Source organism: Thiobacillus sp. SCN 63-57, assembly GCF_001725555.1.
Taxonomy (GTDB): domain Bacteria; phylum Pseudomonadota; class Gammaproteobacteria; order Burkholderiales; family Thiobacillaceae; genus Thiobacillus.
On the sequence record NZ_MEGP01000014.1, the window covers coordinates 17,670 to 42,159 of the forward strand.

The window sequence follows — 24,490 nt, forward strand, 5'->3', positions numbered from 1 at the left end:
GCTTCGGCCGCTCAGTGTGCCGATGCCGCGGGAGCATGCATGCGCTGCATCGAGTCGGCGAGCGATGCGGCAGCGTCCAACAGGAACTGGCCGTTGACTGCCACCTGGTCACCGTCCGCAAGTCCGTCGCGGATGGCGATGCGGTCCGTGTCCTCGATGCCGATCATCACCCGGGTCGGCATGAAGTGTCCCCTGCCCATCGCGCGCATCACGAAATCGCCGTGCCCAGTCCGCATCACGGCAGTTTTCGGAACGGCCAGAACGTGGCGCGGCAGGGCATGGATGGTCACCTTCGCGTATTCGCCCAGATTCGGCGCGCGTTTCAGGTCTACCGGCATGCGCACCCGCAGCGTACGCGTGGCGTCGTCCACCAGCGGATTGAGCCCGCTCAATCGCGCCGTGACCGTGTCGCCGTCGTCGAATACCATGCTCACGCCGTCACCCGTCTTCACCCACGAAAGCTGGTCGGGATAGAGCACGATCTCGATCTGGGCGTGCGATGCGTCGACGCAATCCAGAATTTCGGTCATGGGTGCCACCGTCATGCCCGGCCGTCCCAGTATGTTCTGCACCACGCAGGCGCGCGGCGCACGCACCGGCACGGCAAGAAAGGCTTTCTCCGTACGCGTGAGCTGCGCCAGCATCCCGTCGGTCAGGCCGATCTGCTGCAGGCGCAGCTTCAGACGTTCGCGATCGCGCTCCCAGGGCTGCAGGAGCGACCAGAGCTGTTCCTCGCTCTGACTGACTTCGCGTTCGACCCGCTCGCGAGCGGATGGCTCGAGTGCATGCGCCTGCTCCAACTTGAGCCGGTTCTGCGCGCGACGTTCCCTCGCCATTTTGAGCGTGGGCTCGCCACGGCGCAGGATGTCGACATATTCGTACTGCAGATTGAGGGCATCCGGCGAACTGACCTCGTACAGGATCTCGCCACGGGCGATGCGCTGCCCGATGCGGCTCACGTTCAGCCTAGTCAACAACCCGCCCACATTGGGTGTAATGCGCAAGACCGCGTCTTCGTCGGGAACCAGGGTTCCATAGGTGGAGATATCGTGCGCGAGGACTGCCGGTGCGGCGGCGGCGAGTTGCACACCGAGTTTCTGCTGCATGGCCGTATCGACGTGAATCTGGCTCGCGCTGCTGCCGTCCGCGTTTTTCACCGCAACCAGATCCATGCCGCAGATCGGACAGGTGCCGGGGTGGTCCTGGACGATATGCGAATGCATCGGGCAGACGTAGACGGGTTGCGCGGCAGCCGCCCGGTCTATCGGTGACGCTATTTCCTCGATAGCGGGGGAAGATGCCAGGTGTCCCCGTCCGAGCCAGAACCCTGTTCCCCCGGCCACCAGGGCGATCAGCAAGAGAAAAGCCGCCTTCTTCATGTAGGACAGGACTGTGATTACCGGCATGCCGCCTCGGGCAGCAGAAAATAAGGGGGCGCGAAGCCCCCTCGTTGCAGATCGGTCAGGCGACCGTGATACGCGTCTTCGCCGTCCCCAGCACCGCGCCGGTACGCCAGTGGAAGAACTGGACGGTCACCGTCCAGGTGCCTCGGCTGGTCGGCTTGATGATGCAGTCATAGCGCTCCGCCGAGTGCGCCTCGATGGCGCCGGTGTTCCACGCTGCGGGCAACGGGCGGCCGTCCGAAGCGACCACGCTGGCAGTCAAGCCGCCAAAGCTGATCTTCTGCGGATAGAAGCCTGCGCAGATGTAGCGCACCAGCAGGGTCTGCCCCAGGGTCATGTTCACCGCCACGGCCGGATTGGTCAGCGCCGAACTCGCACCGTCCACGCCGGTGATGATGAAATACCTCGGGTTGAGGTTGTTCAATCCGACATCGCCGCCACAGGTGCCCGCATACCAGGGCAGGGTATGCCAGTTGGGATCGATCTCGTCGCACGCCCAGATGGCCTCGACATCGTATTTGGGTCCGTTGTAAAAAGCCCGTTTGGTGCCCGCGGGGTCGCCGGGCGTCGGTTTGGGGTCGACGATCAGCGCGCCATACATGCCCATCTCCGCATGCAGGGGTGTATTCACATGGCAGTGATAAAAGTAGGTGCCTGCATGCTGCGGCCGCCATTGATAGGTATAGGTGCCGCCCGTCACGTCCCAGGACAGATGGCCTACGCCGTCGTTCTCGGTGCTGGGTTCGATGCCGTGATGATGGATGGTGTGCATCCACATCATGTTTACGGACAGCGCCGTATGCACGATCTGCCCTTCGGTGACGCGTATGGCCGGCGAAGGAAAGGAACCACCGCCCATCTGATCGCCGCCGGCGCCACCGCCACCGCCGGCGGCCAGATCGGTGAAGCCCCAGATCGTTACCGAGTTGCCGTCGTCGAAACGCATAGAACCATTCATGTAGATGCCGCGCTGGAACAGCACATCGGGTGTCACGAATCCCGGCGTCGCCGGTGCACCCGGATACACATAGCACGCGTTGCCCATTCCACCACCACCACCGCCGTTCATTCCCATGTCGATCTCCTGAGTTTTTATTTGAATACGATGTCGGTCATTGCGCCGAACAGGTACATGCCCCCGCCCGCCGTCTGCGACATCTCGTCATGCAGGTGCATGGGGAAGTGGCCGGTCGTCACGGGAGGATAGGCATCAGGCGGTGCTTCGAATGGATAGATGGCGTCGATCTTGCCGAGCTGATTGCGCAGATACAGCACGTCCTTCTTCCAGACCGAACCGCGTACCGTTCCACGGTCGGTCAGCCATTCCATATGGTTGGCATGGGTATGGACGGCGTGGGAGCACATCCCTGCATTCAACATGCGGATCAAGGTGCGATCTCCCACACTGCCGGCGAGTTGAGTCTCGGGATTGGCCATCGCATCCCGGGTTGGATCATCGAATCCGACGGCCCCGGGAGGCAGGGAAGTCTGGCCATTGATGGTGAAATAGCGCGGGGTGAAACTGGTGGGAACCGTGGTGCCGTGCTGCACCGCGCTGTTGAGGGCCGGATCGATATCGTTGAAAACCCAGAACAGCTGTTTCACGAATGTCGGACTGCCTGAATAAAGCTGGTTGCTGCTCCCTGCCGGCATGATCGCCAGTCCGCCATGAAGGCCGAGGAACACGTTGTAACTGGTCTTGTTGTCGTAGAACAGATAGGAACCCGCCTTGCCGGTCGGGATGGTGTAGGTGATGGTCTTGCTGCCGCCGCCGGCAATGTCGCCGCTGCTGACCAGAGGGGGGTCGCCCGCCTTGAGGCCGCCTATGACGAAGTTGTGCGTGACGGCGAGGCGGTTGATGATGGTGATTTCCAGCGTATCGCCTTCCTGGCAGACGATCGGCGTGGCCGGCACATTGAGATCGGCGGACGAATCGCTGAATCCCTTGATGTAGACCGAGACGCCATCCGGCATGGTATGCGTGCCGGCGGTGATATACAGCGTCTTGCTGATGGTTGCCGCCTCGGAACGTGGCGCCCACGTCAACAAACCCGCCCCCGACACCAGACTGGCAAACCCGGCCGTCCCGGCCTTCAGGAATCCTCTTCTCTCCATTTATCTCCTCCTTCGTTTTTTGGCATGACGCCGATCCAGCATTGCAAAGGCAAATCCCTGTGCCGATTGCCGGTCGTCGGCAGACACGCGGGGCAGCCCCCGATGGGGCGAGAGGGAAGAAGAAGACGTATCGAGTGCCGTGGAAATTGCAGCGTGACGCAGGCCGGTCCTCACTCCTTCTTGGCATTTTTTTTGTTTATTGTTGTTGTTATTACAATCAAGTTAATTTATTGAGCCCGGATTCTTGAATTTTTAAAACCCGATTGGCCATGGTTAATTCCAACCACCAGGGGCCGTCGTTTTAAACCGGTGGCGTGCAACACCCTGGGAACCAAGGCGATCACCCATGGCAGGCCTGGCACCTGTCCATGCCGATAGAATCCATCAAGGTGCCAATGGGAAACGCGACTCGCATTTTCGTGCAGGGACCGCACGAAAATAGCGTGCCTGTCAGTCGATCTTTTTTTCTTTTTTTATCCGCGGATACACACGTATCGTAGCCCGCGTTTTCTTATCGGCAGGCCGGCGCCTGGTCAATGTCGCCAGCGTCACCTTGTCCAGCTTGGACAGATAGGCTGCCGTCGCCGATTGCAACACGTCTTTGAGCGCGCACGCGGGTGAATACAGGCATTGGTTGCCGGATGGGTCGAAGCACTCGGCCATGTTGAAATCGGTTTCGGTATTGCGCACCACCTCCCCGATGTTGATATCGGCCGGTTCGCGATTCAAACGCAAGCCTCCATTGCGGCCGCGCACCGTCTCGACCATGCCAGTCAGTCCGAGCTGGTACACCACCTTCATCAGATGGTTTTTCGAAATCCCGTGTACGTCCGCAATCTCGGAAATCGTCACCAGCCTGTCGCGGTGACTGGCGAGATACATCAGCGTACGCAGCGCATAGTCGGTGTAGACAGTCAGTCTCATGGCAGCAGCATCCTGTAATAGGTCAACCCGCTATCGACCGGCTCATTCGCAGTAAGCACGTATGTATTACATGTGTTTACAACCTGACGGCCGGACACGCGTCCAGTGTTGCATGAATACATCATAACAAATCGATCTGAAGATATTTTTATTTGCATACTTTAATCATGTATGTAATATACATCTTAATAACCCGTTTTCTTGTAGCCCCTTCGCTCAGAAAGGAAATTCGCCATGAATGCCACACGCAAGCTCTGGACCTGGCTGGCCATCATCTGTGTCGCGTCCTTCGCCGCCCTCGGCTGGGTCGGCACGGAAATCTACCTCAAGGCCCCACCCATCCCGCAAAAGGTCGTCAGCGCCAGCGGCGACCTGATCTTCACCGACGACCAGATTCAGCAAGGCCAGCAGGCCTGGCTGTCGGCCGGAGGCCAGCAGATGGGCACCGTCTGGGGCCACGGCAGTTACCTCGCTCCGGACTGGTCGGCCGACTGGCTGCATCGCGAAGCGCTGGCGCTGCGCGAAATATGGGCGCAACGCGATTACGGGATGCCCTTCGCGCAATTGAACGTGGGTCAGCAGGGACAGGTGAACAGCCTGCTGAAAGTTGAAATGCGGCACAACGCATACAGCAGTGCCAACGCCACGCTCACGGTGTCCGACGACCGGGCTGCAGCGATACGCCAAGTGGCATCGCATTACAGCGGTCTGTTCGGCGATGAAAAAACCCTGGACACCCTGCGCAGCCAGTACGCCATGGCGACCGATTCGCTACCCGATCCAGGCGACCGGCAGGCGCTGACCGCCTTCTTTTTCTGGTCGTCCTGGGCCGCCACTACCGACCGCCCTGGCGAAACCGACCTGAGCTATACCAGCAACTGGCCGCACGAGCCGCTGGTCGGCAATACGCCCACCGCGACCATCGGCATCTGGTCGATCGCCAGCGTGATCCTCATGATTGCGGCCATCGCCGGCATGATTTTCTTCCATGGCCGCCACAAGGAAGAAGACGACCCGGTCCCGCCCAAGTCCGACCCGCTGTTCGACCTCAAGCCCACGCCCTCGATGAAAGCCACCAAGAAGTATTTCTTCGTGGTGATCGGCCTCATCCTGGCGCAGGTGGGCATGGGCATCCTGACCGCGCACTACGCGGTGGAAGGCAACAGTTTCTTCGGTATTCCGCTGGGCGAGATTCTGCCCTTCACGGTGAGCCGCACCATTCATACCCAGTTTGCGGTTCTGTGGATCGCCACCGCCTGGCTGGCAACCGGCCTGTATATCGCACCCGCCATCTCCGGGCATGAGCCCCGGTTCCAGAAACTGGGCGTGGACGTGCTCTTCTATGCCCTCCTGTTCATCGTGGTCGGCTCCACCGTCACGGGCTGGCTCGGATCGCTGCAACACCTCGGCACCAGCTTCAGCTTCTGGATCGGCAACCAGGGACTGGAATTCACCAGCATGGGCCGGGTGTGGCAGATCCTGCTGTTCATCGGCCTACTGTTCTGGGCGACCTTGCTCGGTCGCGGCCTCTGGCCCGCCCTGAGGAAACCGTCCGAAAGCCGCGGCCTGATCGCGATGGTGTTCCTGGCCGCGCTGTGCATCGGCGGCTTCTATGCCACCTCGCTGACCTGGGGCCCGCACACCCATTATTCGATGATCGAGTACTGGCGCTGGTGGCTGGTCCACCTGTGGGTCGAGGGCTTCTTCGAGGTCTTCGCCACCGCCGTCATCGCCCTGCTGTTCACGCGCCTTGGCCTGATCCGCGCCGCGACCGCCAACAGCGCGATCGTGCTGGAGACCATCGTGTTCCTGTTCGGCGGCATCCTCGGCACGCTGCACCACTTGTATTTCACCGGCACGCCGACCCACGTGATCGCCATCGGCGCCATGTTCTCGGCGCTGGAAGTGGTCCCGCTCGCCATGATCGGGACGGAGGCCTACCGCAACTACCAGCGTTCGCAATCCGCCCCCTGGGTCCAGTCATACAAATGGGCGATACTCAGCTTCATTGCGGTGGGTTTCTGGAACGTGGTCGGCGCCGGCTTGCTGGGATTTTCCATCAACACGCCCATCGCGCTGTACTACATGCAGGGCATGAACATGACGGCCGCCCACGGCCATGCCGCCCTGTTCGGCGTGTATGGCATGCTGGGGATCGGCCTGCTGCTGTTCTGCCTGCGCGGTCTGAGCGATCGCCACGCCTGGTCGGACGCCCTGCTGAAACCCATGTTCTGGTCGCTGAACATCGGTCTCGCCATGATGGTATTCATGTCGCTGGTACCGGCCGGCCTCTACCAGGCATGGGCCAGCGTCAGCCACGGCGTCTGGTTTGCTCGCTCCCCGGAAGTGGTGCATTCGACGCTGATGGAAGCTTTCGTCTGGCTGCGCGTACCGGGTGACGTCGTGTTCTCGATTGGCGTGCTCTTCCTGACCCTGTTTGCTGTACGGTTGCTGAGGGGCGGCAAACGCGTCCAGCTTGCCTCGCGTATCGCCGGCGTGGCACAGGCGTCCAAACCCTGACCCGGCCGATGCGAAAGCCTGCCAGCGGCAGGCGCGGCCCGACCCGTCCGGGGCACGAAACACCCCGACGGGTCGGGCCGCGCCGGGTGACAGCGTCGGAGCAACAGCCGACGGTTTGTATCTCCTTCTTCACAATCTGCCATCCCAGGCTTGAATCCCCCGCCATCCGCGGCGGATAATGCGGCATTGCGTCGGGCTGCCTGCTTTGGAAACCTACATCCTCATTCTCATTTCCACGGTGTTCGTGAACAACATCGTGATGGCCAAGATTCTCGGCCTGTGCCCCTTCATGGGCGTCTCGAAGAAACTGGAAACAGCGATCGGCATGGGGCTGGCGACGACCTTCGTGCTGACGCTGGCCTCCGGTGCGAGCTACCTCGTCAACCAATACCTGCTCGGCCCCGAGTTGTTCTATCTGCGCACGCTCTCGTTCATCGTGGTGATCGCCGGCATCGTGCAGTTCACCGAGATGTTCATCCACAAGAGCAGCCCGGTGCTGTACCAGGTGCTGGGCATCTACCTGCCGCTGATCACCACCAACTGCGCCGTGCTGGGCATTCCCCTGCTCAACGTGCAGGCACAGCACAATTTCGTCGAATCGCTGTTCTTCGGCGCCGGCGGCGCGATCGGCTTCACCCTGGTGCTGATCCTGTTTGCCGGCATCCGCGAGCGCCTCGAGACCTGCGACGTTCCTTCCCCGTTCAAGGGCACCAGTATCGCGATGATCACCGCGGGGCTGATGTCGCTTGCCTTCATGGGTTTCTCGGGCCTGGTCAAATAATGCTGGCCGCAATCGGGGTGATGGCCATCCTGGCCGTGGCGATCGGCCTGGTACTCGGCTGGTCGGCCATCCGCTTCAAGGTGGAAGGCAACCCGCTGGCGGAAAAGATCGACGCCATCCTGCCGCAAACGCAGTGCGGCCAGTGCGGTTTCCCTGGCTGCCGGCCCTATGCCGAGGCGATCGCCAAGGGCGAAGCCGACATCAACCAGTGCCCGCCGGGCGGCGAAGAGGGCGTCAAGAAGCTCGCCGAACTGCTGGGCGTGGAACCCAAGCCGCTCGACGAAACCCACGGCACGCCCAAGCCGAAGTCGGTCGCCTTCATCGACGAGAACACCTGTATCGGCTGCACGCTGTGCATCCAGGCCTGCCCGGTCGATGCCATTTCCGGCGCGGCCAAGCAGATGCACACCATCATCGCCGCCGAATGCACCGGCTGCGAACTGTGCCTGCCGCCCTGTCCGGTCGACTGCATCTCGATGGTGCCGATCGCCGAAGACCTGCCCCACTGGAAATGGAAGCATCCGGTGGTGATGATGAAGCAGATTGCGGAAACGGAGGACGCATGAGCCGCGAACTGTTCAGGTTCAAGGGCGGCGTGCATCCCCCCGAACACAAGGCGGAATCCACGTCGCGCCCGATTCATGCCGCACCGCTGCCCAAGAAACTGGTCATTCCCTTGCGCCAGCACATCGGCAATCCGGCCAAGCCGGTGGTCGAGGTCGGCGAGCGGGTCCTGAAGGGCCAGATGATCGCAGCCGCCGACGGCTATATCTCGACGGCCGTCCATGCTTCCAGTTCGGGCACGGTCGTGGCCATCGACCTGCAACCGGTCCCGCATATCTCCGGCCTGCCCGATCTGTGCATCACGATCGAAACCGACGGTCGCGACGAATGGGTGGCGCATGCTCCGCTCGACTACCAGGCGATGGAATCCTCCCAACTGCGCATGCAGTTGCGCGATCTGGGACTGGCCGGTCTCGGCGGCGCGGTCTTCCCCAGCGCGGTCAAGCTCGACCCCGGCGCGTCCCACGCCTGCCCGACGCTCATCATCAACGGCGGCGAATGCGAGCCGTGGATCACCTGCGACGACATGCTGATGCGCCACCACGCCGACGAGATCCTGCAGGGCGTGGCGATCATGCGCCATCTGCTGGGCAGCACCGAAATCCTCGTCGGTATCGAGGACAACAAGCCCGAGGCGCTGGATTCAATGCGCTCCGCTGCCGCGAAACTGGATTTCGCGGTGGAGGTGGTGAAGGTGCCGGCGCGCTACCCGGGCGGCGGCGCCAAGCAAATGATCGAGACACTGACCGGCAAGCAGGTCCCGTCCGGCAAACTCTCCACCGACATCGGCATCCAGGTCTTCAACGTCGGCACCAGCTATGCGCTGGCGCGTGCGATACACCATGGCGAACCGCTGATCTCGCGCCTGGTCACCGTCACCGGCCACGTGCTGCGCCCGCAGAACTTCGAGGTCCTGATCGGCACCCCGATGCACACGCTGATCACCCTGGCAGGCGACCGCGACGGCACCACCGGCGTGCTGATGGGCGGGCCGATGATGGGCGTGCCGGTACCGAACCTCGACGTGCCGGTGGTCAAGGCCACCAACTGCATCCTGGTGAAATCAAAGGAACTGTTCCCGCCCCTGCCCAAAGCCCTGCCATGCATCCGCTGCACCCGCTGCGCCGATGCCTGCCCGGCCGAGTTGCAGCCCCAGGAACTGTTCCGCTTCGCCAAGGCGGGCGACTTCGGCCGTGCGCAGGAATACCACCTGTTCGACTGCATCGAATGCGGCTGCTGCAGCTACGTCTGCCCCAGCCATATTCCGCTGGTCGATTTCTATCGTTACGCCAAGGGCGAGATCTGGGCGCGCGAGAAGGACAAGCGTGCTGCCGACCTGGCACGCGAGCGCCACGAATTCCGGCAGTTCCGGCAGGAACGGGAGAAAAAGGAAAAGGCCGAGAAACTCGCCGCCAAGGCACAGGCCAAACGCGCCGAACTCGCAGCCGCCCCTGCTGCCGAAGGCGCCGCGGTCAGCGATGCCGACGCCAAGAAAGCCTTGATCGCCGCTGCGCTGGCGCGCGCGCAGGCGAAAAAATCCGACACCGCGCCAAAAAATGTCGATCAACTGACTCCCGAGCAGCTGCATCAGATCGAGGAGATCGAGGCACGTCGGACTAAAATCCGCGAACTGGCGCGCAAGCCGCTGGAATCCGAAGAGAAGAAACCCTGATGGCCTCTCCATTCATTCTTGACCGCACCAGCGTCACCCAGGTCATGGCCTGGGTGCTGGCGGCCCTGCTGCCCGGCATCGCAACCTACGTCTGGCTGTTCGGGCCGGGCATCCTCGTCACGCTGTCGCTCGCCACCGTCACGGCGCTGGCTGCCGAAGCAGCGATGCTGAAGGCGCGCGGCTATGCAGTCAAACCCTTCCTCGCCGATTTGAGCGCCATCGTCACCGCCTGGCTGCTGGCGCTGTCGCTGCCTTCGCTGGCGCCATGGTGGCTGATCATCACCGGCACCCTGTTCGCCATCGTGGTGGCCAAGCACCTGTATGGCGGGCTGGGCCAGAACATCTTCAACCCGGCCATGGTCGGCTACGCCGTGCTGATCGTGTCCTTCCCGGTGCAGATGACGCATTGGGCCGGACCGAACGAGTTGACGTCGGTGCACCTCACGCTGGCGCAAAGCGCAACGGTCATTTTCGGCGGCGACGTACCCCGGACCACGCTGGACGCCGTCACCATGGCCACGCCGCTGGACGCGCTGCGAACCGGCCTGCTGCAGCAACTGACGGTCGACGAGGTGATGACGCATCCGATTTTCGGCCATTACGGCGGCGTCGGCTTCGAATGGCTGGCGGGAGCATTCCTGCTGGGCGGACTGCTGTTGTGGGCCCTGCGCATCATCAGCTGGCAGGTACCGCTGGCCTTCCTGGCCGGCATCTGGCTCACGGCCGGCTTCCTGAACTTCTACGACGCCGGCCGCTTCGGCCCACCCTGGTTCCACTTGTTCGCGCCGTCGGTCATGCTGGGCGCCTTCTTCATCGCCACCGACCCGGTGTCGGGCGCGACCACGCCGCGCGGCAAGCTGGTCTTCGGCCTGGGCGCCGGGTTTCTCACCATGGCCATCCGTACCTGGGGTGGTTTCCCGGACGGTGTGGCCTTCGCCATTCTGCTGATGAACCTGTGCGTGCCGCTGATCGACCAGTACACCCAACCGCGCATCTATGGCGGTGCCGACAAGGAGCCGCGCACGTGAGCATGACGGTCGCCACGCGCAATGCGTTGCGGACCGGAACGGTCCTGTTTCTGTTCGCGCTCGTCGGGACGGCCATGCTGGCATTCACCCACGACCAGACCGAACCCGTCATCACCCGCAGCCAGCAGGCGGAGAAACTCGCACTCATCAACCAGGTGCTGCCCGCTTCGACCTACGACAACGACCTGCTGGCCAGCCGCCAGGACCTGCCGCCGGACGATCTCCTGGGCACGCGCCAGCCTTCCGCCCTATGGATCGCCCGCCGCGGCAGCCAAGTCACCGCCGTGGTACTGGAAGCCATCGCGCCGGACGGCTATGCTGGCGATATCGCCCTGCTGATCGGCATCGACATCGACGGCAAGGTGACCGGCGTGCGGGTCACGGCTCACCATGAGACGCCCGGCCTCGGCGACTACATCGACCGCGCCAAAAGCGCCTGGATCGACCAGTTTTCAGGTAAGTCGCTGACCGATCCCGAGTCCAAGCGCTGGAAAGTCGCCAAGGACGGCGGCGCGTTTGATGCGCGCGCCGGCGCCACCATCACCCCGCGCGCGGTGGTCAAGGCCGTCAAGAGCGCGCTCGATTATTTTGCGCGGCACCGCGCCGCATTCGTCGCGGCGCCCCCTGCCAAGGAGAAGAAGGCATGATGACGATGAGCGAATTCCGCAGCCTGTTCCACAACGGGCTTATCAAGCAGAACACCGGGCTGGTGCAACTGCTCGGGCTGTGCCCGCTGCTGGCGATCAGCAACAACGTGGTCAATGCACTGTCGCTGGGACTGGCTACGACGATGGTGATGGCGGCATCCAGCGGCGCGGTGTCGAGCGTCCGCCATTTCGTACCGAATGAAATCCGCATCCCGGTGTTCGTCCTCATCATCGCGGCGCTGGTCACGGTGATCGACCTGGCGATGAACGCCTTCGTGCATCCGCTTTATCTGGTGCTGGGGATTTTCATTCCGCTCATCACCACCAACTGCATTGTGCTGGCACGTGCTGACGCGTTTGCCGCCAAGAATCACCCGCTGCACAGCGTGGTCGACGCCATTTCCATGGGCCTGGGCCTCACGCTGGTGCTGATCGTGCTGGGTGCGATTCGCGAGCTCGCCGGCAAGGGTACGCTGCTCTCCGGCATCGACATGGTGTTCGGTCAGGCTGCCAAGGGATGGGTGCTGCATATCCTGCCCCACTATCAGGGTTTTCTGCTGGCGATCCTGCCCCCCGGCGCCTTCATCGCGCTGGGACTGCTGATCGCGGCCAACAACTGGAACAAGGCACGTGCCGTCCAGCGCGTCCGTGCCGCCGTGCCGATGGCGGCATGAAGCCGCCGCTGAAAAGGCGTGTCCCCAAGCCGCGCAACCCGTTTGTTGCGCTGGCCATTGCCCGCAAGGCCGGCGAACATGAAAAAACGGCGCGCGCCAAACGGCAGGCCGAGAAGCGGGCGCTGAAAAAGCGCCTGGACGAACAGTGATCCCGAACCGATGAATCCAGGCAAACGCCACGAAATCTTCAGCCGCCTGCGCGCGGCCAATCCCCATCCCACCACCGAGCTCGAATACAGGACGCCGTTCGAGCTGCTGGTGGCCGTGGTGCTGTCGGCGCAGGCGACCGACAAGGGCGTGAACCTGGCGACGCGCAGGTTGTTTCCGGTGGCCAACACCCCCGAGGCGATCTATGCGCTGGGAGAAGCCGGCCTCACCGAATACATCAAGACCATCGGGCTCTACAAGAGCAAGGCCAAGCACCTCATCGCCGCCTGCCGGATGCTGGTCGAACTGCACGACAGCCAGGTGCCGGCCGAGCGTGCGGCGCTCGAGGCGCTGCCCGGGGTGGGACGCAAGACGGCGAACGTCGTCCTGAACACCGCATTCGGCCAGCCCACGATGGCGGTCGACACCCACATCTTCCGCGTCGCCAACCGCACCGGCCTGGCGCCCGGCAAGACGGTGCTGGAAGTGGAAAAGAAGCTGCTCAAGACGATTCCCGCGGAATTCCGCATCGACGCCCACCACTGGCTGATCCTGCACGGGCGCTATGTCTGCCAGGCCCGCAAGCCGAAATGCGGCGAGTGCATCATCGCGGACCTGTGCGAATTCAAGGGCAAACTGCTCGCCACGGCAGGGTAATGTTCAATCCCAGCCGCGATCAGGTCCGCCAGTTCTTCTTCGATGTATGGGCGAAGTACCGGGCCGGCCAGCCGCTGGCGGGAGCGGAGCAGCCGGCGCTCGATGTCGTGCTGGCGCATCCCGAATACCACGCCCTGCTCGACCAGCCCGATCGTTACCGGGAGCGGGACTACCTGCCGGAATCCGGCGAGATCAACCCTTTTCTACATCTGTCCATGCATCTGGCAATCGCCGAGCAGGTGTCGGTCGACCAGCCGCCCGGCATCCTCGAACGCTACCAACGTCTGCTCAAGCGCTATGGCAACCCCATGGACGCGCAGCATGACGTCATGGACTGCCTGGGGGAAATGATCTGGCAGGTGCAACGCCACCAGACGGCGTTCGATTCGGCGGCCTACCTGCACTGTCTGGATCGCAAGCTCGGCAACGTGTAGCAGGCGCCAGCCGCCGATATCAAATCCGCGAAAGCGGCCTTCATTTTGTCGAAATCCTGTCGTTATCACTGTTGACAGTCTGACACCACCGGGAAAAAGCCCACTGCTTGCACCGGTTCTGACTCGACCGTTTTGATTCGGGGCCGCCCTCCGACGGGCCGGCACTTACGTTTGCTTCGCCACTAATAAATGATGACACAGGCTGAACAACTGAAACTCAGCGGCCAGCTGCCCTCCCCTCGCGGGGTCGCGCTGGCGATACTCGAGTTATCCAGGCGCGAGAATGCGACACTGGGTGAAATTGCACGGGTCGTGCAAACCGATCCCGCCTTGTCCGGGCGCCTGATCAAACTGGCCAATACCGCTTCGCACGTCGCACGACCGGTGGTCTCGATTCAGGAAGCCGTCGTCCGCCAGGGCATGGCAACGGTGCGCCATCTGGCCTTGGGTTTTTCGCTGGTCGACCAGTACCGCGACGGCGCCTGCGAAGCATTCGACTACAAGGGATACTGGTCGCATTCCCTGCTGATGGCGCTGTGCATGCAAGCCCTCGGGACGCGAGTGCATGTGGCCGCTGCGGATGAACTGTTCGTCTGCGGCCTGCTGGCGCAGGTAGGGAAGCTGGCGCTGGCGACAGCCTATCCCGACGAATACAACGCGGTCCTGCTGGCACAGCAGGCCGACCCCGCGCAAGCGCTCATCGCCCTGGAACGGTCCCGCTTGGAAACCGACCATGTCGAAATGGGTACCGTCATGATGGCCGACTGGGGCATGCCCAGAACCTTCACCGAGCCGCTGACCCACTACGAAGAATCGGATCATCCAGGTTTTCCCCATGATTCGCGCGCCAACAGCCTGGTGCTGATGCTGCGCCTGTCCCACCAGCTGGCGGACCTTGGCCAGATCAATGCCAGCGCACGTCCCGATCTGCTGAAGGACTGGATGGCGAAGGCCGTTGCACTCGATATTTCCCCCGACACGGCCGGCAGCTTTGTCGACGAAGTCATACACCACTGGCGGGAATGGAGTGAGCTGCTGAAGATCCCGGCTGTCGCGCTGCCGTCGTTTGCCGAGATCTGCCATGGCCACCACGAAACCGAAGGCCAGGCCCATGACGACGAAACGGCGGATGCCGAAATGCCCTTGCGCATCGTGGTGGCGGACAACGATGCCACCCGCCGGCGCCAGATCATGACCTTGCTGGTCGAGAACAGCGAGCATACGGTCTACCCGGCCGAGAACGGGAACGCCGCGCTGGCCCTGGCGATGGAAGTGCTGCCCCATGTCATCATCGCGCATTACGAGCTGCCCCTGCTCGATGGCCTGGAATTGTGCCAGGCGCTGCGGGCCACCGACGAAGGCCGACGTATGCATATTCTGATGACGTCCGACGAACACGGCGAAGAACAACTGAACCGCGCCTACGAAGCCGATGCCGACGGCTATCTGCCCAGCAACCTCAGTTCCAAGGGCCTGCACACCCGCCTGCGTGCCGCACAGCGCATGATCCATCTGCAAACCGCCTGGGAAAAGGATCGTGCGCAACTGCGCCAGATCGCGGCCGAACTGGCAGTGGCCAACCGTCGGCTGGCCAACGCGGCGCTCACCGACCTGCTGACCGGGCTGCCGAACCGCCGCTCGGCCATGGACCAGCTCGAACAGGCCTGGAGTGCCGCCTCGCGCTCAGGCCAGCCGATCGCCGTGATGGTGGTCGATATCGATCATTTCAAGCATATCAACGACACCTACGGCCATGCCGCCGGGGACCGGGTGTTGCGCGAAGCTGCAGCCATCCTGCGCGCCTCGGCGCGCCGCGAGGACAGTGTCTGCCGCATCGGCGGCGAGGAATTCCTGGTCATTTGTCCCAACACCGATCTCAACGCCGCGATGCAGTCGGCCGAACGCCTGCGCGCAAATCTGAACGCCAAGCGGATCACCATCGGAAATACGGAAAAAACGCTCACCGTCAGCATCGGGGTGGCCACACGCGAATCCGTCACCGGCGACATCGACGCACTGGTCAGCATCGCCGACCAGGCGCTCTATGCCGCCAAGGAAGCGGGACGCAACAAGGTCTGCACCCGGCAGCACAGCGTATTCCATTGACCCTGCCCGTCCGCACCTATGGACAGGCATCTGCATCGAACCGGTCTGCCCGCCCTAGAGCGCGCGTGAGACCTTCCGCACCGTGTCATCCTCGGGGTGTACTTCGACTCGGAAACCCAGCGCTTCCACCAGCTTCAGCATGGGGCGGTTGGTCTTCAGCACCTCGCCTTCCATCATTTTCAGGCCCTTGCTGCGCGCCACGTCCATCAATACATCCATGAGCTTGTGGCCGATCCCCTGTTTCTGCCAGCGGTCATCGACCACCAGGGCGAATTCGCAGGATTCGGCATCCGGATTGATGGCATAGCGCGCCACGCCCAGCTCGACCTCCTTGCCATCGATCTCCGTCAACGCCAGCAGCGCCATTTCGCGCGTGTAGTCGATCTGGGTCAGACGCGCCAGCATGGTGGGGGACAGCTCGCGTACCGCATCCATGAAACGGAAATACTTGGACTCCTCGGACAGACTGCGCACGAATCCCTGGGTCAGTTCGGCATCTTCGGGACGGATCGGACGGATCAGCACGTCGTTTCCGCTGGGCAATTGCCAGCGCGTCACCAGATGTGCCGGATACGGATGGATCGCCATGTGGCCGTAGCGGTCAGCGGTCGGCACGCGCGGCGCGATGACGATGCGCGCATCCAGCGCCAGCGCACCGTGCTCGTCCACCAGCAAGGGATTGATGTCCATTTCCGCCAGCCAGGGGAGCTCACAGACCATTTCGGACAGGCGCAGCAGCACGTTCTCCAGCGTATCCATGTCGATCGGGGGACGGTTGCGGAACGGGCCCAGCAGCATCGCGACGCGGGTGCGTTGAATCAGATCGCGCGCCAGGTAGCGGTTGAGCGGTGGCAAGGTCACGGCGCGGTCCTGGAAGGCCTCGACATCGACCCCGCCGGCACCGAACACGATCACCGGACCCAGCACCGGGTCCGAGGTCATGCCCAGCAGGACTTCGCGCGCATGCGGACGGGCCACCATGGGTTCGATAACGATGCCTTCCAGCGTGGCGTCGGGCCGCAATCGCTGCACATCGGCCAGCATCTCGCCAAAGGCGGCGCGCACCGCCTGGCCGCTGGACAGGCCCAGCCGTACGCCGTTGACATCGGATTTATGGGTGATGTCTGGCGAGTTGATCTTCATCGCCACCGGAAAGCCCAGCTGTTGCGCCAGCAGCATCGCTTCCATGGGATCGCGCGCAATCAGGGTCTGCGCGATCGGGATGTGGAACGCCGACAACAACGCTTTCGATTCCACTTCGTTCAGCAGATGGCGGCCATGCGCCAGTGCGCTTTCGATGATCAGGCGCGCGCCCTCCACATCCGGCTCGGCCTGATGCGACAGCGGCCCCGGCGTCTGCATCAACAGCCGCTGGTTCTCGTAGAAAGCCGAGAGGAAGGAGAACACCTCGACCGCAGGCTCCGGCGTGGTGAAATAGGGAATCCCCGCCTGCTTGAACAGCCGCCGGCCTTCGATCACCTGCGCCTCACCCATCCAGCAGGTCAGCACCGGCTTGCTCGAGGTCTTCGCCACGTCCACCACCGCCTGGGCCGCCTCGGTCGGCCGCGTCATCGCCTGCGGCGTCAGCATCGCCAGCACGCCATCGACGTTGTCGTCGCGCAGGCAGGCGTCCACCGCGGCGCGATAGCGTGCTGCGGTGGCATCGCCGATGATGTCGAGCGGGTTGGCCTGCGACCAGTTGGACGGCAACACCGCATCGAGCGCCGTGATCGTCGCCGGCGACAGCTCGGCCATGCGCACGCCCATGTCCACCGCAAGATCGGTCGCCATGACGCCAGGCCCGCCGCCGTTGGTGACGATGGCAAGCCGGTTGCCAGTGGGCTGAATATGCGTGGACAACGCCCGCGCGGAGGCGAACAGCTGCAGGATGGTATTGACCCGCACCACGCCGGCACGCCGCACCAGGGCATCGAACACCGCGTCCGATCCCACCAAGGCGCCGGTATGCGACATCACCGCCTTGGCGCCCGTCGCATGGCGCCCCACCTTGACCATGACGATGGGCTTGAAGCGGGCGGTTGCGCGCAGCGCGCTCATGAAGCGGCGCGCATCGCGGATGCCCTCGATATATAGCAGGATGCCCTTGGTCTGCGTATCGACGGCGAGGTAGTCGAGAATCTCGCCGAAATCCAGATCGGCCGACGCGCCAGTGGAGATCACGCTGGAAAATCCGATGCCGTTGGTCTCCGCCCAGTCCAGCATGGCCGTGCACAGCGCGCCGGACTGCGACACCAGCGCAAGGTCGCCGGCCTGGGTGACGCCCTGGCTGAAGGTGGCATTCAGGCCGATGGACGGCCGCTGGATCCCCAGACAGTTGGGGCCGATAAAGCGGATACCGTATTGCCGGGCAATCGCCACCAGGGCGTCCTCCAGCGCCATCCCCTGCGCGCCCACTTCGCGGAATCCGGCGGACAGGACGATGGCATGGCGGATCCCATGCTGCCCGCAGGCCTGCATGATCGACACCACCGTCGAAGCGGGTGTGGCGATCAGGGCCAGCTCCGGCACCGCCGGCAATTCGCCGGCCGACGCGAAGCAGCGTTCGCCGAACACCGTTGCATACTTCGGGTTGACCGGATAGACCTCGCCCTTGTAGCCGGCTTGGCGCAGGTTGCGGAACAGGGTGCCGGCAACCGAATCCTCGCGTTCGCTCGCGCCAAAGACCGCGACCGAACGGGCGTTGAACAGGGGGTGCAGATAGTGTCGAGGCATGGTTGGGGCAGACTGGATTGCTGCGGCCTGTCGAGCGGATCGGGAATCAGCCTATGCTAGGCCATCCCCTGCTGCCGCGCCATCATGCCGGGCGTATAGTTGATTTATTTCTTCCCTTGCCTGCGCCATGCACACCGCCTACATCACCCATCCGTCATGCCTACAGCACAACATGGGCGACTGGCATCCGGAGAGTCCCGCACGCCTGCGCGCCATCGACGACCGGCTGCACGCCGCCCACCTGTTCGACTTCCTGGCCCATCACGAAGCCCCGTGCGTGCACCGCAGCCAGCTGCTGCGGGTGCATGACGCCACCTACCTCGATGCCGTCGAAGCCGCCGCGCCCCGCGAAGGCGTGCACATGCTCGACCCCGACACCGGCATGAACCCGCACAGCCTGGAGGCCGCGCGCCATGCGGCAGGCGGCGCCGTGATGGCAGTCGACCGGGTGATCCAGGGCGCGGAAGCCAACGCCTTCGTCGCCACCCGTCCGCCCGGCCACCACGCCACCCGCAACCAGGCCATGGGATTCTGCATCTTCAACAACGTCGCCGTGGCCGCCGCGCACGCGCTCGAACAGCACGGTCTGGAACGTGTCGCCATCGTCGATTTCGACGTCCATCACGGCAATGGCACCGAGGACATCTTCCACGACGATCCGCGCGTGATGCTCTGCTCCACCTTCCAGCATCCCTACTACCCCTTCCGCGGCGCCGATACCGTCAGCGACCACATCGTCAACGTGCCGCTGCCCGCAGGCACCACCGGAACGGCCTACCGCGAAGCCTTCACTGCCCGAATCCTGCCGCGACTGGAAGCCTTCCGCCCGCAGATGCTGTTTTGCTCCGCTGGCTTCGACGGCCATCGCGAGGACGACATGGCACAGTTCGGCCTGGTGGAAGCGGATTACGTCTGGATCACCGAGCAGGTCATGGGCGTGGCCGCGCGCCATGCCGAGCGGCGCATCGTGTCCGTGCTCGAAGGCGGCTATGACCTCAGTGCCCTGGGACGCAGCGTGGCTGCGCACATCAAGACGCTAGCAGCGTTATGAGCCGCGCTTCGCAGCTCGGGCGTATTGTGGATCAGCCAAGTCCTGGCCGTACAGTGATTCTGGAATCGTGACAGCGAAACAGCGCAGTAGCGAATCCATGGGACTGCCGTAACCGGACCTCCTCGGCCATGACTGTCGTTCAAACCATCCTGTCAGATGTCGGCCCGTACTCCAAGCGCCATCCAGCTTCCCCATGCGATCAGGGCCAGACCCGTGGCATGGCTGACCCATCGCCCCCGCGGCAGGTTTTTTTCCAGCAGCACGAAAGCGGCGAGTAGTGCGATCCACAGCAGATTCATGACCCCCACGACAAACAGGACCAGCATCAGCAGCCCGCAGCAGCCAGTGCAATAGAGGCCATGTCGCCATCCCATGACCAGAGCGCCCCCAGCGCCGTCTCGCCACTCGTTCAGAAGGTACCCGAGAGGTGAGCGGCAATGGTTGAGGCAGGCATGTTTCGCCGGCGTCCACTGGTAGATGCCGGCGGCAATCAGCACCACTCCGCCCAGCAGGGGGCTGGTACCGATCATTGCAGGCGAGATCAGCATGGCACTGTGCAATCCCCATTGAATCAGCGTGGCTGCCACGCTGAAACCCGTCCACGCGAGGAGATAGCCGAGCAGAAACAGGCCGCTTGCCACTCCTGTTGAGCCCCGGGAATGGCGTTCATGCTGGATGCGCGTAAACAACAGAAGCACCGGACTGGCAGATGGCGCCATCATGCCGATCATCATGACGACCCACATCGTGAACACCAATACGAGGTCAAGCACTCCCCATTCCCGAGCACCGGGCATTGCCATGTCCACCACGTCCATGTGGCTCATGGCCCAGGATTGATAGGCGAGATAACCCCACGCCAGCGCCGTGATCCCCACAACGCTGGCGGCTGCTACGACACTTGCGGCGCGGGCGCCGTATCGTCCATCAGGACTGGTAACTGAAGGGGGAATAAAACCCATTTTTCTTGGAAATCTCCACATCGAAGCCATGATCGTGAAAGCTCAGACGCTTCGATCGACACACCACCGTGGGGTAACCCGGCACCGGTGTAAACGGAATACGCGTGAGCGTGACATCGTCTCCGCCCTGGCCGGGTATCGTCTCGATTTCCATTTGTGCCACTTGCGGAATGGTCAGGCTGCGTTGCTTGCCTTCGAGGCGGTAATCGATAGCGGCGCTCCTGACCCCGAGGACTTCGCCGATCAACGGCGTCAGTGCTGAAAGATGGCCGCCGGCCGCTCCGGAGAATATCTTGGTGAGAGCGTCCATCTGCTGCGCATCGGCCCGTTCATCGACATACAGGGCGACCTTCCATTTGGTTTGCAGCATGTGTCCAGGCGCGTAGGCAAACAGTGCGGTATTGAGCCCGTCGAGTGTGGTGCCCGAGAACGTACCTCGATCGATGTGCCAGCCGATCAGCGCCTTGCAATCGCCATCGGTCGGCGGACTCGTGAACACGCACGGACAGGCGGCCTCACAATTGCATGCTTCAAAGTACGTGCCTGCCACTTTCCATTGTGCGTCCATGATGTCACTCCTTGGCTGTTTTCGGGTAATCCGCTTTTCGAATGATGCAACCCGTTCTTTCTACAAGGCCTGCGGAACGTGACCTGTCGTATGTTGAGAGATGAACCGCCCTGGTCGCCGGCCGTATTCAGGTAGCGACTCCACTGTTTGCACGGGTAAACGAGGTATAGCACATGGGCAGCCGCTTTTCGGGAACCCTGATTTCCCGGCGCAAGCGCCTGGTCTTTATGTATTTCATTCGAATACCAGCCGGCGGGCAGTTTCGGGCGCTCGCGAATCGGTTCGAGCCATCGACGAATTCCGGATTTCCAGTAAAAAGGGCTCTGCCAGTGGCAGAGCCCTTTTCCTTTCCGTATGGCTGGAATCAATATTTCAGGGTCAGCCCCTTCTGCTCGGAAAAGTACGTGGCCAGATCCTGCATGTCAGTGTCGGACAGGGCTTGCGCCTGACCGCCCATGATGGGGTTCTTGCGCACGCCGATCTTGTATTCGTGCAGGGCCTGGAGGAGATAATCGCGGTGCTGGCCGGCCAGCCTGGGGAAACTCGTCACGGTGCTGTTGCCGTCCGGGCCGTGGCAGGCTGCGCAGGTGGTGGATTTGGCCTTGCCGGCCTCGTAGTCACCGGCGGCATGCGCCGGGAACGAGGCGGCCAGTGCGGCCGTTGCGAGGATGAGCAGCGTTGTTTTCATGTGTCTCTCCTCAGTTGGCCGGACCGGTGTACGACGATTCGTAATAGGCCGCGAGATCTTCCATGTCCTGCTCGGACAGGCTGCTGGCGATGCTCTTCATGCCAGGATGGTTGCGTTCGCCATCCTTGTAGGCTTTGAGCGCCGCCACGATGTATTCCGCGTGCTGCCCGCCGAGCATGGGGACGCTGTATACATAAGGATAAGCAGTACGCCACCCGGGAATGCCATGACAACCGGCACACATTGAGGTCTTGAGTTGCCCGGCCTTGGGGTCGCCCGCTGCCTGAACCGGCACGGCCAACACCAGCAGCACGGACGCGAACAGCGTCTTCGTGATGAGTTTCATCTTCCTCGCTCTCTCTGGTTGAGTTGTCGTTGTGGTCCCCGTCTGACGCAGGGCTTGCGCTCGATTATAAAACCGTACAGGTGGCCTGATGACCGATTGGGTTCTAAAAAATCCTTTTATGACAAGCAGTTATAACGTTATTCTCTAATATGCTTCTAAACTGTATGTTCAATCTGGACAAAATCCACGTGGAAATTCGTCTGTAGTTTCCGCGGCAGCCGGCATGGTGCACCCCGTCTAGAAGCGGTTGGGCTCCCCTTTGGGATGCGTTCGCCGCCACTCCCACGGCGGCACAGGCGCCGCACCCTGCCAGAGTCCGCGTTGGTCCAGGCGCGCCTGGCGCTGCGCCACCGCCAGTTTCGCAGTGTGTCGGGAACGCGCGGCGGCCCAGGCGAAACCCGATTGCACCAGTTCCGTTCCGACCTCGTGTCCCGCCACCTGAATGTGAGCGATCGTGCGGCCATAGACATCGGTCGCGACCGAGGTCACCGCCACCCGCCGATTCAGCACGCGCGCCGCCAGTGCGCGCGTGGCTGCATCGCCGTAGGGTTGATCCGTTTCGGGCGCATCGATGCCGGCCAGGCGGACTTTCAGGAAGGTGCGCCCGGACGTATGGGCGTGATCGGGTTTGAACAGGACGGTATCGCCGTCGACGACCACGATGATGACACCGTGCATCGTCTCGGCTTGCGCAGATGGGGCACTCACCCAGGCCAGACACAGCAGGAACAACGCCAACCCGCGTCTCACCCGGCGAGCATCTCCGCGGCATGCTGCCGGGTGGTGGCGGTGATCTTGAGTCCGCCCAGCATGCGCGCGATCTCCTCCACCCGTGCATCCGCATCGAGGACGGCGATATTGGACGAGACAAAACGGCCGTTTGCCTGCTTGGCCACTCGCAGATGCTGCGTGCCACGCGCCGCCACCTGCGGCAAGTGGGTGATGACCAGCACCTGGCGGGTCTCGCCCAGCTTCGCCAGCCGTCGGCCCACGGCTTCGGCCACGCTGCCGCCGATGCCGACGTCGACCTCGTCGAAGATCAGCGTCGGCACGCCTGCCACGCCCGACAACGCGGTCTGGATCGCCAGACTGACGCGCGACAATTCGCCGCCCGAGGCCACCTTGCCGAGTGGCCCCGACGGCAGGCCGGGATGGCTGGCGACGAGAAAACTCACGTCCTCCAGCCCGTGTGCACGCGGTTCGCTCACAGCTTGCAGCTCGATGTCGAGATGTCCACCGGCGAGCGCGAGTTCGTGCATCGCCGCCGTGACCTGCTTGGACAATGCAGTGGCCGCCTTGCGGCGCTGCGCACCGAGGCGTTTCGCTTCGCTTTCATAATGCGCCCGGACGGCATTCTCGGCGGCCTGCAACGCATCGAGGTCGTCGCTGGCAGCCAGTTCGTCCAGTCGGGCCTGAAACCGATCGAGCAGACCAGCCAGTGCCTCCGGCTGCACGCGATGCTTGCGCGCCAGGCGATGCATGTCGCCGAGCACACGATCGAGTTCGGCGAGCCGATCGGGATCGAGATTCAGGTGATCGGCATAGCGGCGCAGCGCATGCACGGCCTCGGCCAGGTTGGCGCTGGCCGAATTCAGCAGCGTGGCGACCTCGCCCAGACTGCCGTCCACCGCCTGCATCGCTTCGAGCTGCGCGCACATCTCACCGAGACGGCTCGACAGCGCCGCGTCGCCCTCGTCGAGTCCCTGGATCAGCGCATGGCCGCCTTCGATCAGCGTGGTGACGTGGGCAAGCCGCGCATGCTCGGCCTGGATCTCGTCCCAACGCGCCAGATCGTCGCCCAGCGCACGCAGTTCCTCTACTGCCAGCGTCAGGCCTTCGCGCTCGATCTGCCGCGCCTGGCTGTGGGTTTCGGCATCCTGGCGCCGCTGGCGTGCGGCCTGCCAGGCGTGCCAGGCCGCGTTCACCGCGGCTGCCAGCAACTGCGCACCGGCATAGGCGTCGAGCACCTCGCGCTGGGCCTGTGGGCGCAGCAGGGCATGGTGTGCATGCTGACCGTGGATGTCGAGTAAATATTCGGCCGCGTCCTTCAACTGCGACAGCGGCGCCGCGCTGCCGTTGATGAACGCGCGCGAACGCCCGCCGGCCTCGATGACGCGGCGCAGGATCAGCGTGCCATCATCCGATGTGAAGCCGGCTTCGTCGAGCCAGGCTGCCAGTGCGGGCAGGCCGTCAATCGCGAATTCGGCGGAAATTTCGGCACGCGGCGCACCGCTGCGCACCACACCGCCTTCGGCGCGGTCGCCCAGCGCCAGCGCCAGCGCGTCGACGAGGATGGACTTGCCGGCGCCGGTCTCGCCGGTGAGCACGGTCAGCCCCGGCGCGAAGTCGAGCTCGACCGATTCGACCAGCAGGTAATTGCGGATGGACAGATGCGACAGCATAGAAATGTGCGGTCAGGACTTGTGAAGAAACCGTCGCGAGCGCAGCCAGGTCGGGGGCGGCCGGCGCA

General features: G+C 63.2%; 23 protein-coding genes. 12 read left to right on the forward strand and 11 right to left on the reverse strand.

Annotated elements, in window-relative coordinates; translation table 11 throughout:
• Positions 1 to 11: 11 nt before the first annotated feature.
• The 4 genes from ABT23_RS06495 to ABT23_RS06510 all read right to left on the reverse strand — a co-directional run bounded on the left by ABT23_RS06495 (position 12) and on the right by ABT23_RS06510 (position 4,442).
• Complete coding sequence (locus ABT23_RS06495) at positions 12 to 1,406, reverse strand: efflux RND transporter periplasmic adaptor subunit (RefSeq protein WP_296632854.1); 1,395 nt, start codon at positions 1,404 to 1,406, stop codon at positions 12 to 14.
• Positions 1,407 to 1,461: 55 nt separating this feature from the next.
• The gene (locus ABT23_RS06500; protein ID WP_296632856.1) at positions 1,462 to 2,478 is read right to left on the reverse strand and encodes a multicopper oxidase domain-containing protein; all 1,017 of its coding nucleotides are present in this window, start codon (positions 2,476 to 2,478) and stop codon (positions 1,462 to 1,464) included.
• 17 nt (positions 2,479 to 2,495) lie between these two features.
• A complete protein-coding gene (locus tag ABT23_RS06505) occupies positions 2,496 to 3,518 on the reverse strand; it encodes a multicopper oxidase domain-containing protein (protein WP_296632859.1) in 1,023 nt (340 codons plus the stop codon).
• Between the two features lie 450 nt (positions 3,519 to 3,968).
• Positions 3,969 to 4,442: an Rrf2 family transcriptional regulator gene (locus ABT23_RS06510; protein ID WP_296632861.1), complete on the reverse strand. Its 474-nt coding sequence runs from the start codon at positions 4,440 to 4,442 to the stop codon at positions 3,969 to 3,971.
• A 234-nt stretch (positions 4,443 to 4,676) separates the two neighbouring features.
• Here ABT23_RS06510 and ABT23_RS06515 point away from each other — a divergent pair, with 234 nt between their 5' ends.
• From ABT23_RS06515 to ABT23_RS06565, 11 genes are all read left to right on the forward strand, one after another.
• On the forward strand, positions 4,677 to 6,962 hold the full coding sequence (locus ABT23_RS06515; RefSeq protein ID WP_296632863.1) for a nitric-oxide reductase large subunit: 2,286 nt from the start codon (positions 4,677 to 4,679) through the stop codon (positions 6,960 to 6,962).
• Positions 6,963 to 7,167: 205 nt separating this feature from the next.
• Positions 7,168 to 7,743: an electron transport complex subunit RsxA gene (gene rsxA / locus ABT23_RS06520; RefSeq protein WP_296632865.1), complete on the forward strand. Its 576-nt coding sequence runs from the start codon at positions 7,168 to 7,170 to the stop codon at positions 7,741 to 7,743.
• Positions 7,743 to 8,309: an electron transport complex subunit RsxB gene (gene rsxB, locus ABT23_RS06525; RefSeq protein ID WP_296632867.1), complete on the forward strand. Its 567-nt coding sequence runs from the start codon at positions 7,743 to 7,745 to the stop codon at positions 8,307 to 8,309. The genes rsxA and rsxB overlap by 1 nt, the downstream gene beginning before the upstream one ends.
• On the forward strand, positions 8,306 to 9,979 hold the full coding sequence (gene rsxC, locus ABT23_RS06530) for an electron transport complex subunit RsxC (protein WP_296632870.1): 1,674 nt from the start codon (positions 8,306 to 8,308) through the stop codon (positions 9,977 to 9,979). The genes rsxB and rsxC overlap by 4 nt, the downstream gene beginning before the upstream one ends.
• Entirely contained in the window at positions 9,979 to 11,007 is a 1,029-nt protein-coding gene (locus ABT23_RS06535) for an RnfABCDGE type electron transport complex subunit D (RefSeq protein ID WP_296632873.1), read from the forward strand. The genes rsxC and ABT23_RS06535 overlap by 1 nt, the downstream gene beginning before the upstream one ends.
• Positions 11,008 to 11,009: 2 nt before the next feature.
• Positions 11,010 to 11,654 carry an electron transport complex subunit RsxG gene (gene rsxG, locus ABT23_RS06540; protein WP_366366301.1) on the forward strand — a complete coding sequence of 215 codons (645 nt, stop codon included), beginning with the start codon at positions 11,010 to 11,012 and terminating at the stop codon, positions 11,652 to 11,654.
• Positions 11,651 to 12,328, forward strand: a complete 678-nt coding sequence (locus tag ABT23_RS06545) for an electron transport complex subunit E (RefSeq protein WP_296632880.1) — start codon at positions 11,651 to 11,653, stop codon at positions 12,326 to 12,328. The genes rsxG and ABT23_RS06545 overlap by 4 nt, the downstream gene beginning before the upstream one ends.
• Positions 12,325 to 12,477, forward strand: a complete 153-nt coding sequence (locus ABT23_RS06550) for a hypothetical protein (RefSeq protein ID WP_296632882.1) — start codon at positions 12,325 to 12,327, stop codon at positions 12,475 to 12,477. The genes ABT23_RS06545 and ABT23_RS06550 overlap by 4 nt, the downstream gene beginning before the upstream one ends.
• A gap of 10 nt (positions 12,478 to 12,487) precedes the next feature.
• Positions 12,488 to 13,132 (forward strand): endonuclease III, encoded by a 645-nt coding sequence (gene nth, locus ABT23_RS06555; RefSeq protein ID WP_296632885.1) that lies wholly within the window; start codon positions 12,488 to 12,490, stop codon positions 13,130 to 13,132.
• Positions 13,132 to 13,566, forward strand: a complete 435-nt coding sequence (locus tag ABT23_RS06560; RefSeq protein ID WP_296632887.1) for a DUF1841 family protein — start codon at positions 13,132 to 13,134, stop codon at positions 13,564 to 13,566. Before nth ends, ABT23_RS06560 begins: the two co-directional genes overlap by 1 nt.
• 189 nt (positions 13,567 to 13,755) lie before the next feature.
• The gene (locus ABT23_RS06565; protein ID WP_296632891.1) at positions 13,756 to 15,672 is read left to right on the forward strand and encodes a diguanylate cyclase; all 1,917 of its coding nucleotides are present in this window, start codon (positions 13,756 to 13,758) and stop codon (positions 15,670 to 15,672) included.
• A gap of 54 nt (positions 15,673 to 15,726) precedes the next feature.
• On the opposite strand, the gene ABT23_RS06570 is transcribed toward ABT23_RS06565, so the two are convergent.
• Positions 15,727 to 18,405 carry a bifunctional acetate--CoA ligase family protein/GNAT family N-acetyltransferase gene (locus ABT23_RS06570; protein ID WP_296632893.1) on the reverse strand — a complete coding sequence of 893 codons (2,679 nt, stop codon included), beginning with the start codon at positions 18,403 to 18,405 and terminating at the stop codon, positions 15,727 to 15,729.
• Positions 18,406 to 18,532: 127 nt separating this feature from the next.
• Between ABT23_RS06570 and ABT23_RS06575 the strand changes: the two genes are divergently transcribed.
• The gene (locus ABT23_RS06575; protein ID WP_296632896.1) at positions 18,533 to 19,456 is read left to right on the forward strand and encodes a histone deacetylase family protein; all 924 of its coding nucleotides are present in this window, start codon (positions 18,533 to 18,535) and stop codon (positions 19,454 to 19,456) included.
• 152 nt (positions 19,457 to 19,608) lie between these two features.
• On the opposite strand, the gene ABT23_RS06580 is transcribed toward ABT23_RS06575, so the two are convergent.
• The 6 genes from ABT23_RS06580 to recN form a co-directional block, all read right to left on the reverse strand.
• A complete protein-coding gene (locus ABT23_RS06580; protein WP_296632899.1) occupies positions 19,609 to 20,448 on the reverse strand; it encodes a DUF2182 domain-containing protein in 840 nt (279 codons plus the stop codon).
• Entirely contained in the window at positions 20,384 to 20,986 is a 603-nt protein-coding gene (locus tag ABT23_RS06585; RefSeq protein ID WP_296632901.1) for a DUF1326 domain-containing protein, read from the reverse strand. The genes ABT23_RS06580 and ABT23_RS06585 overlap by 65 nt, the downstream gene beginning before the upstream one ends.
• Before the next feature lie 364 nt (positions 20,987 to 21,350).
• Positions 21,351 to 21,674 carry a cytochrome c gene (locus tag ABT23_RS06590; RefSeq protein WP_296632903.1) on the reverse strand — a complete coding sequence of 108 codons (324 nt, stop codon included), beginning with the start codon at positions 21,672 to 21,674 and terminating at the stop codon, positions 21,351 to 21,353.
• Between the two features lie 10 nt (positions 21,675 to 21,684).
• The gene (locus tag ABT23_RS06595) at positions 21,685 to 22,020 is read right to left on the reverse strand and encodes a cytochrome c (RefSeq protein ID WP_296632905.1); all 336 of its coding nucleotides are present in this window, start codon (positions 22,018 to 22,020) and stop codon (positions 21,685 to 21,687) included.
• A 237-nt stretch (positions 22,021 to 22,257) separates the two neighbouring features.
• Positions 22,258 to 22,770 (reverse strand): thermonuclease family protein, encoded by a 513-nt coding sequence (locus tag ABT23_RS06600; protein WP_296632906.1) that lies wholly within the window; start codon positions 22,768 to 22,770, stop codon positions 22,258 to 22,260.
• Positions 22,767 to 24,422 carry a DNA repair protein RecN gene (recN, locus tag ABT23_RS06605; protein ID WP_296632907.1) on the reverse strand — a complete coding sequence of 552 codons (1,656 nt, stop codon included), beginning with the start codon at positions 24,420 to 24,422 and terminating at the stop codon, positions 22,767 to 22,769. Before recN ends, ABT23_RS06600 begins: the two co-directional genes overlap by 4 nt.
• Between the last annotated feature and the right edge of the window lie 68 nt (positions 24,423 to 24,490).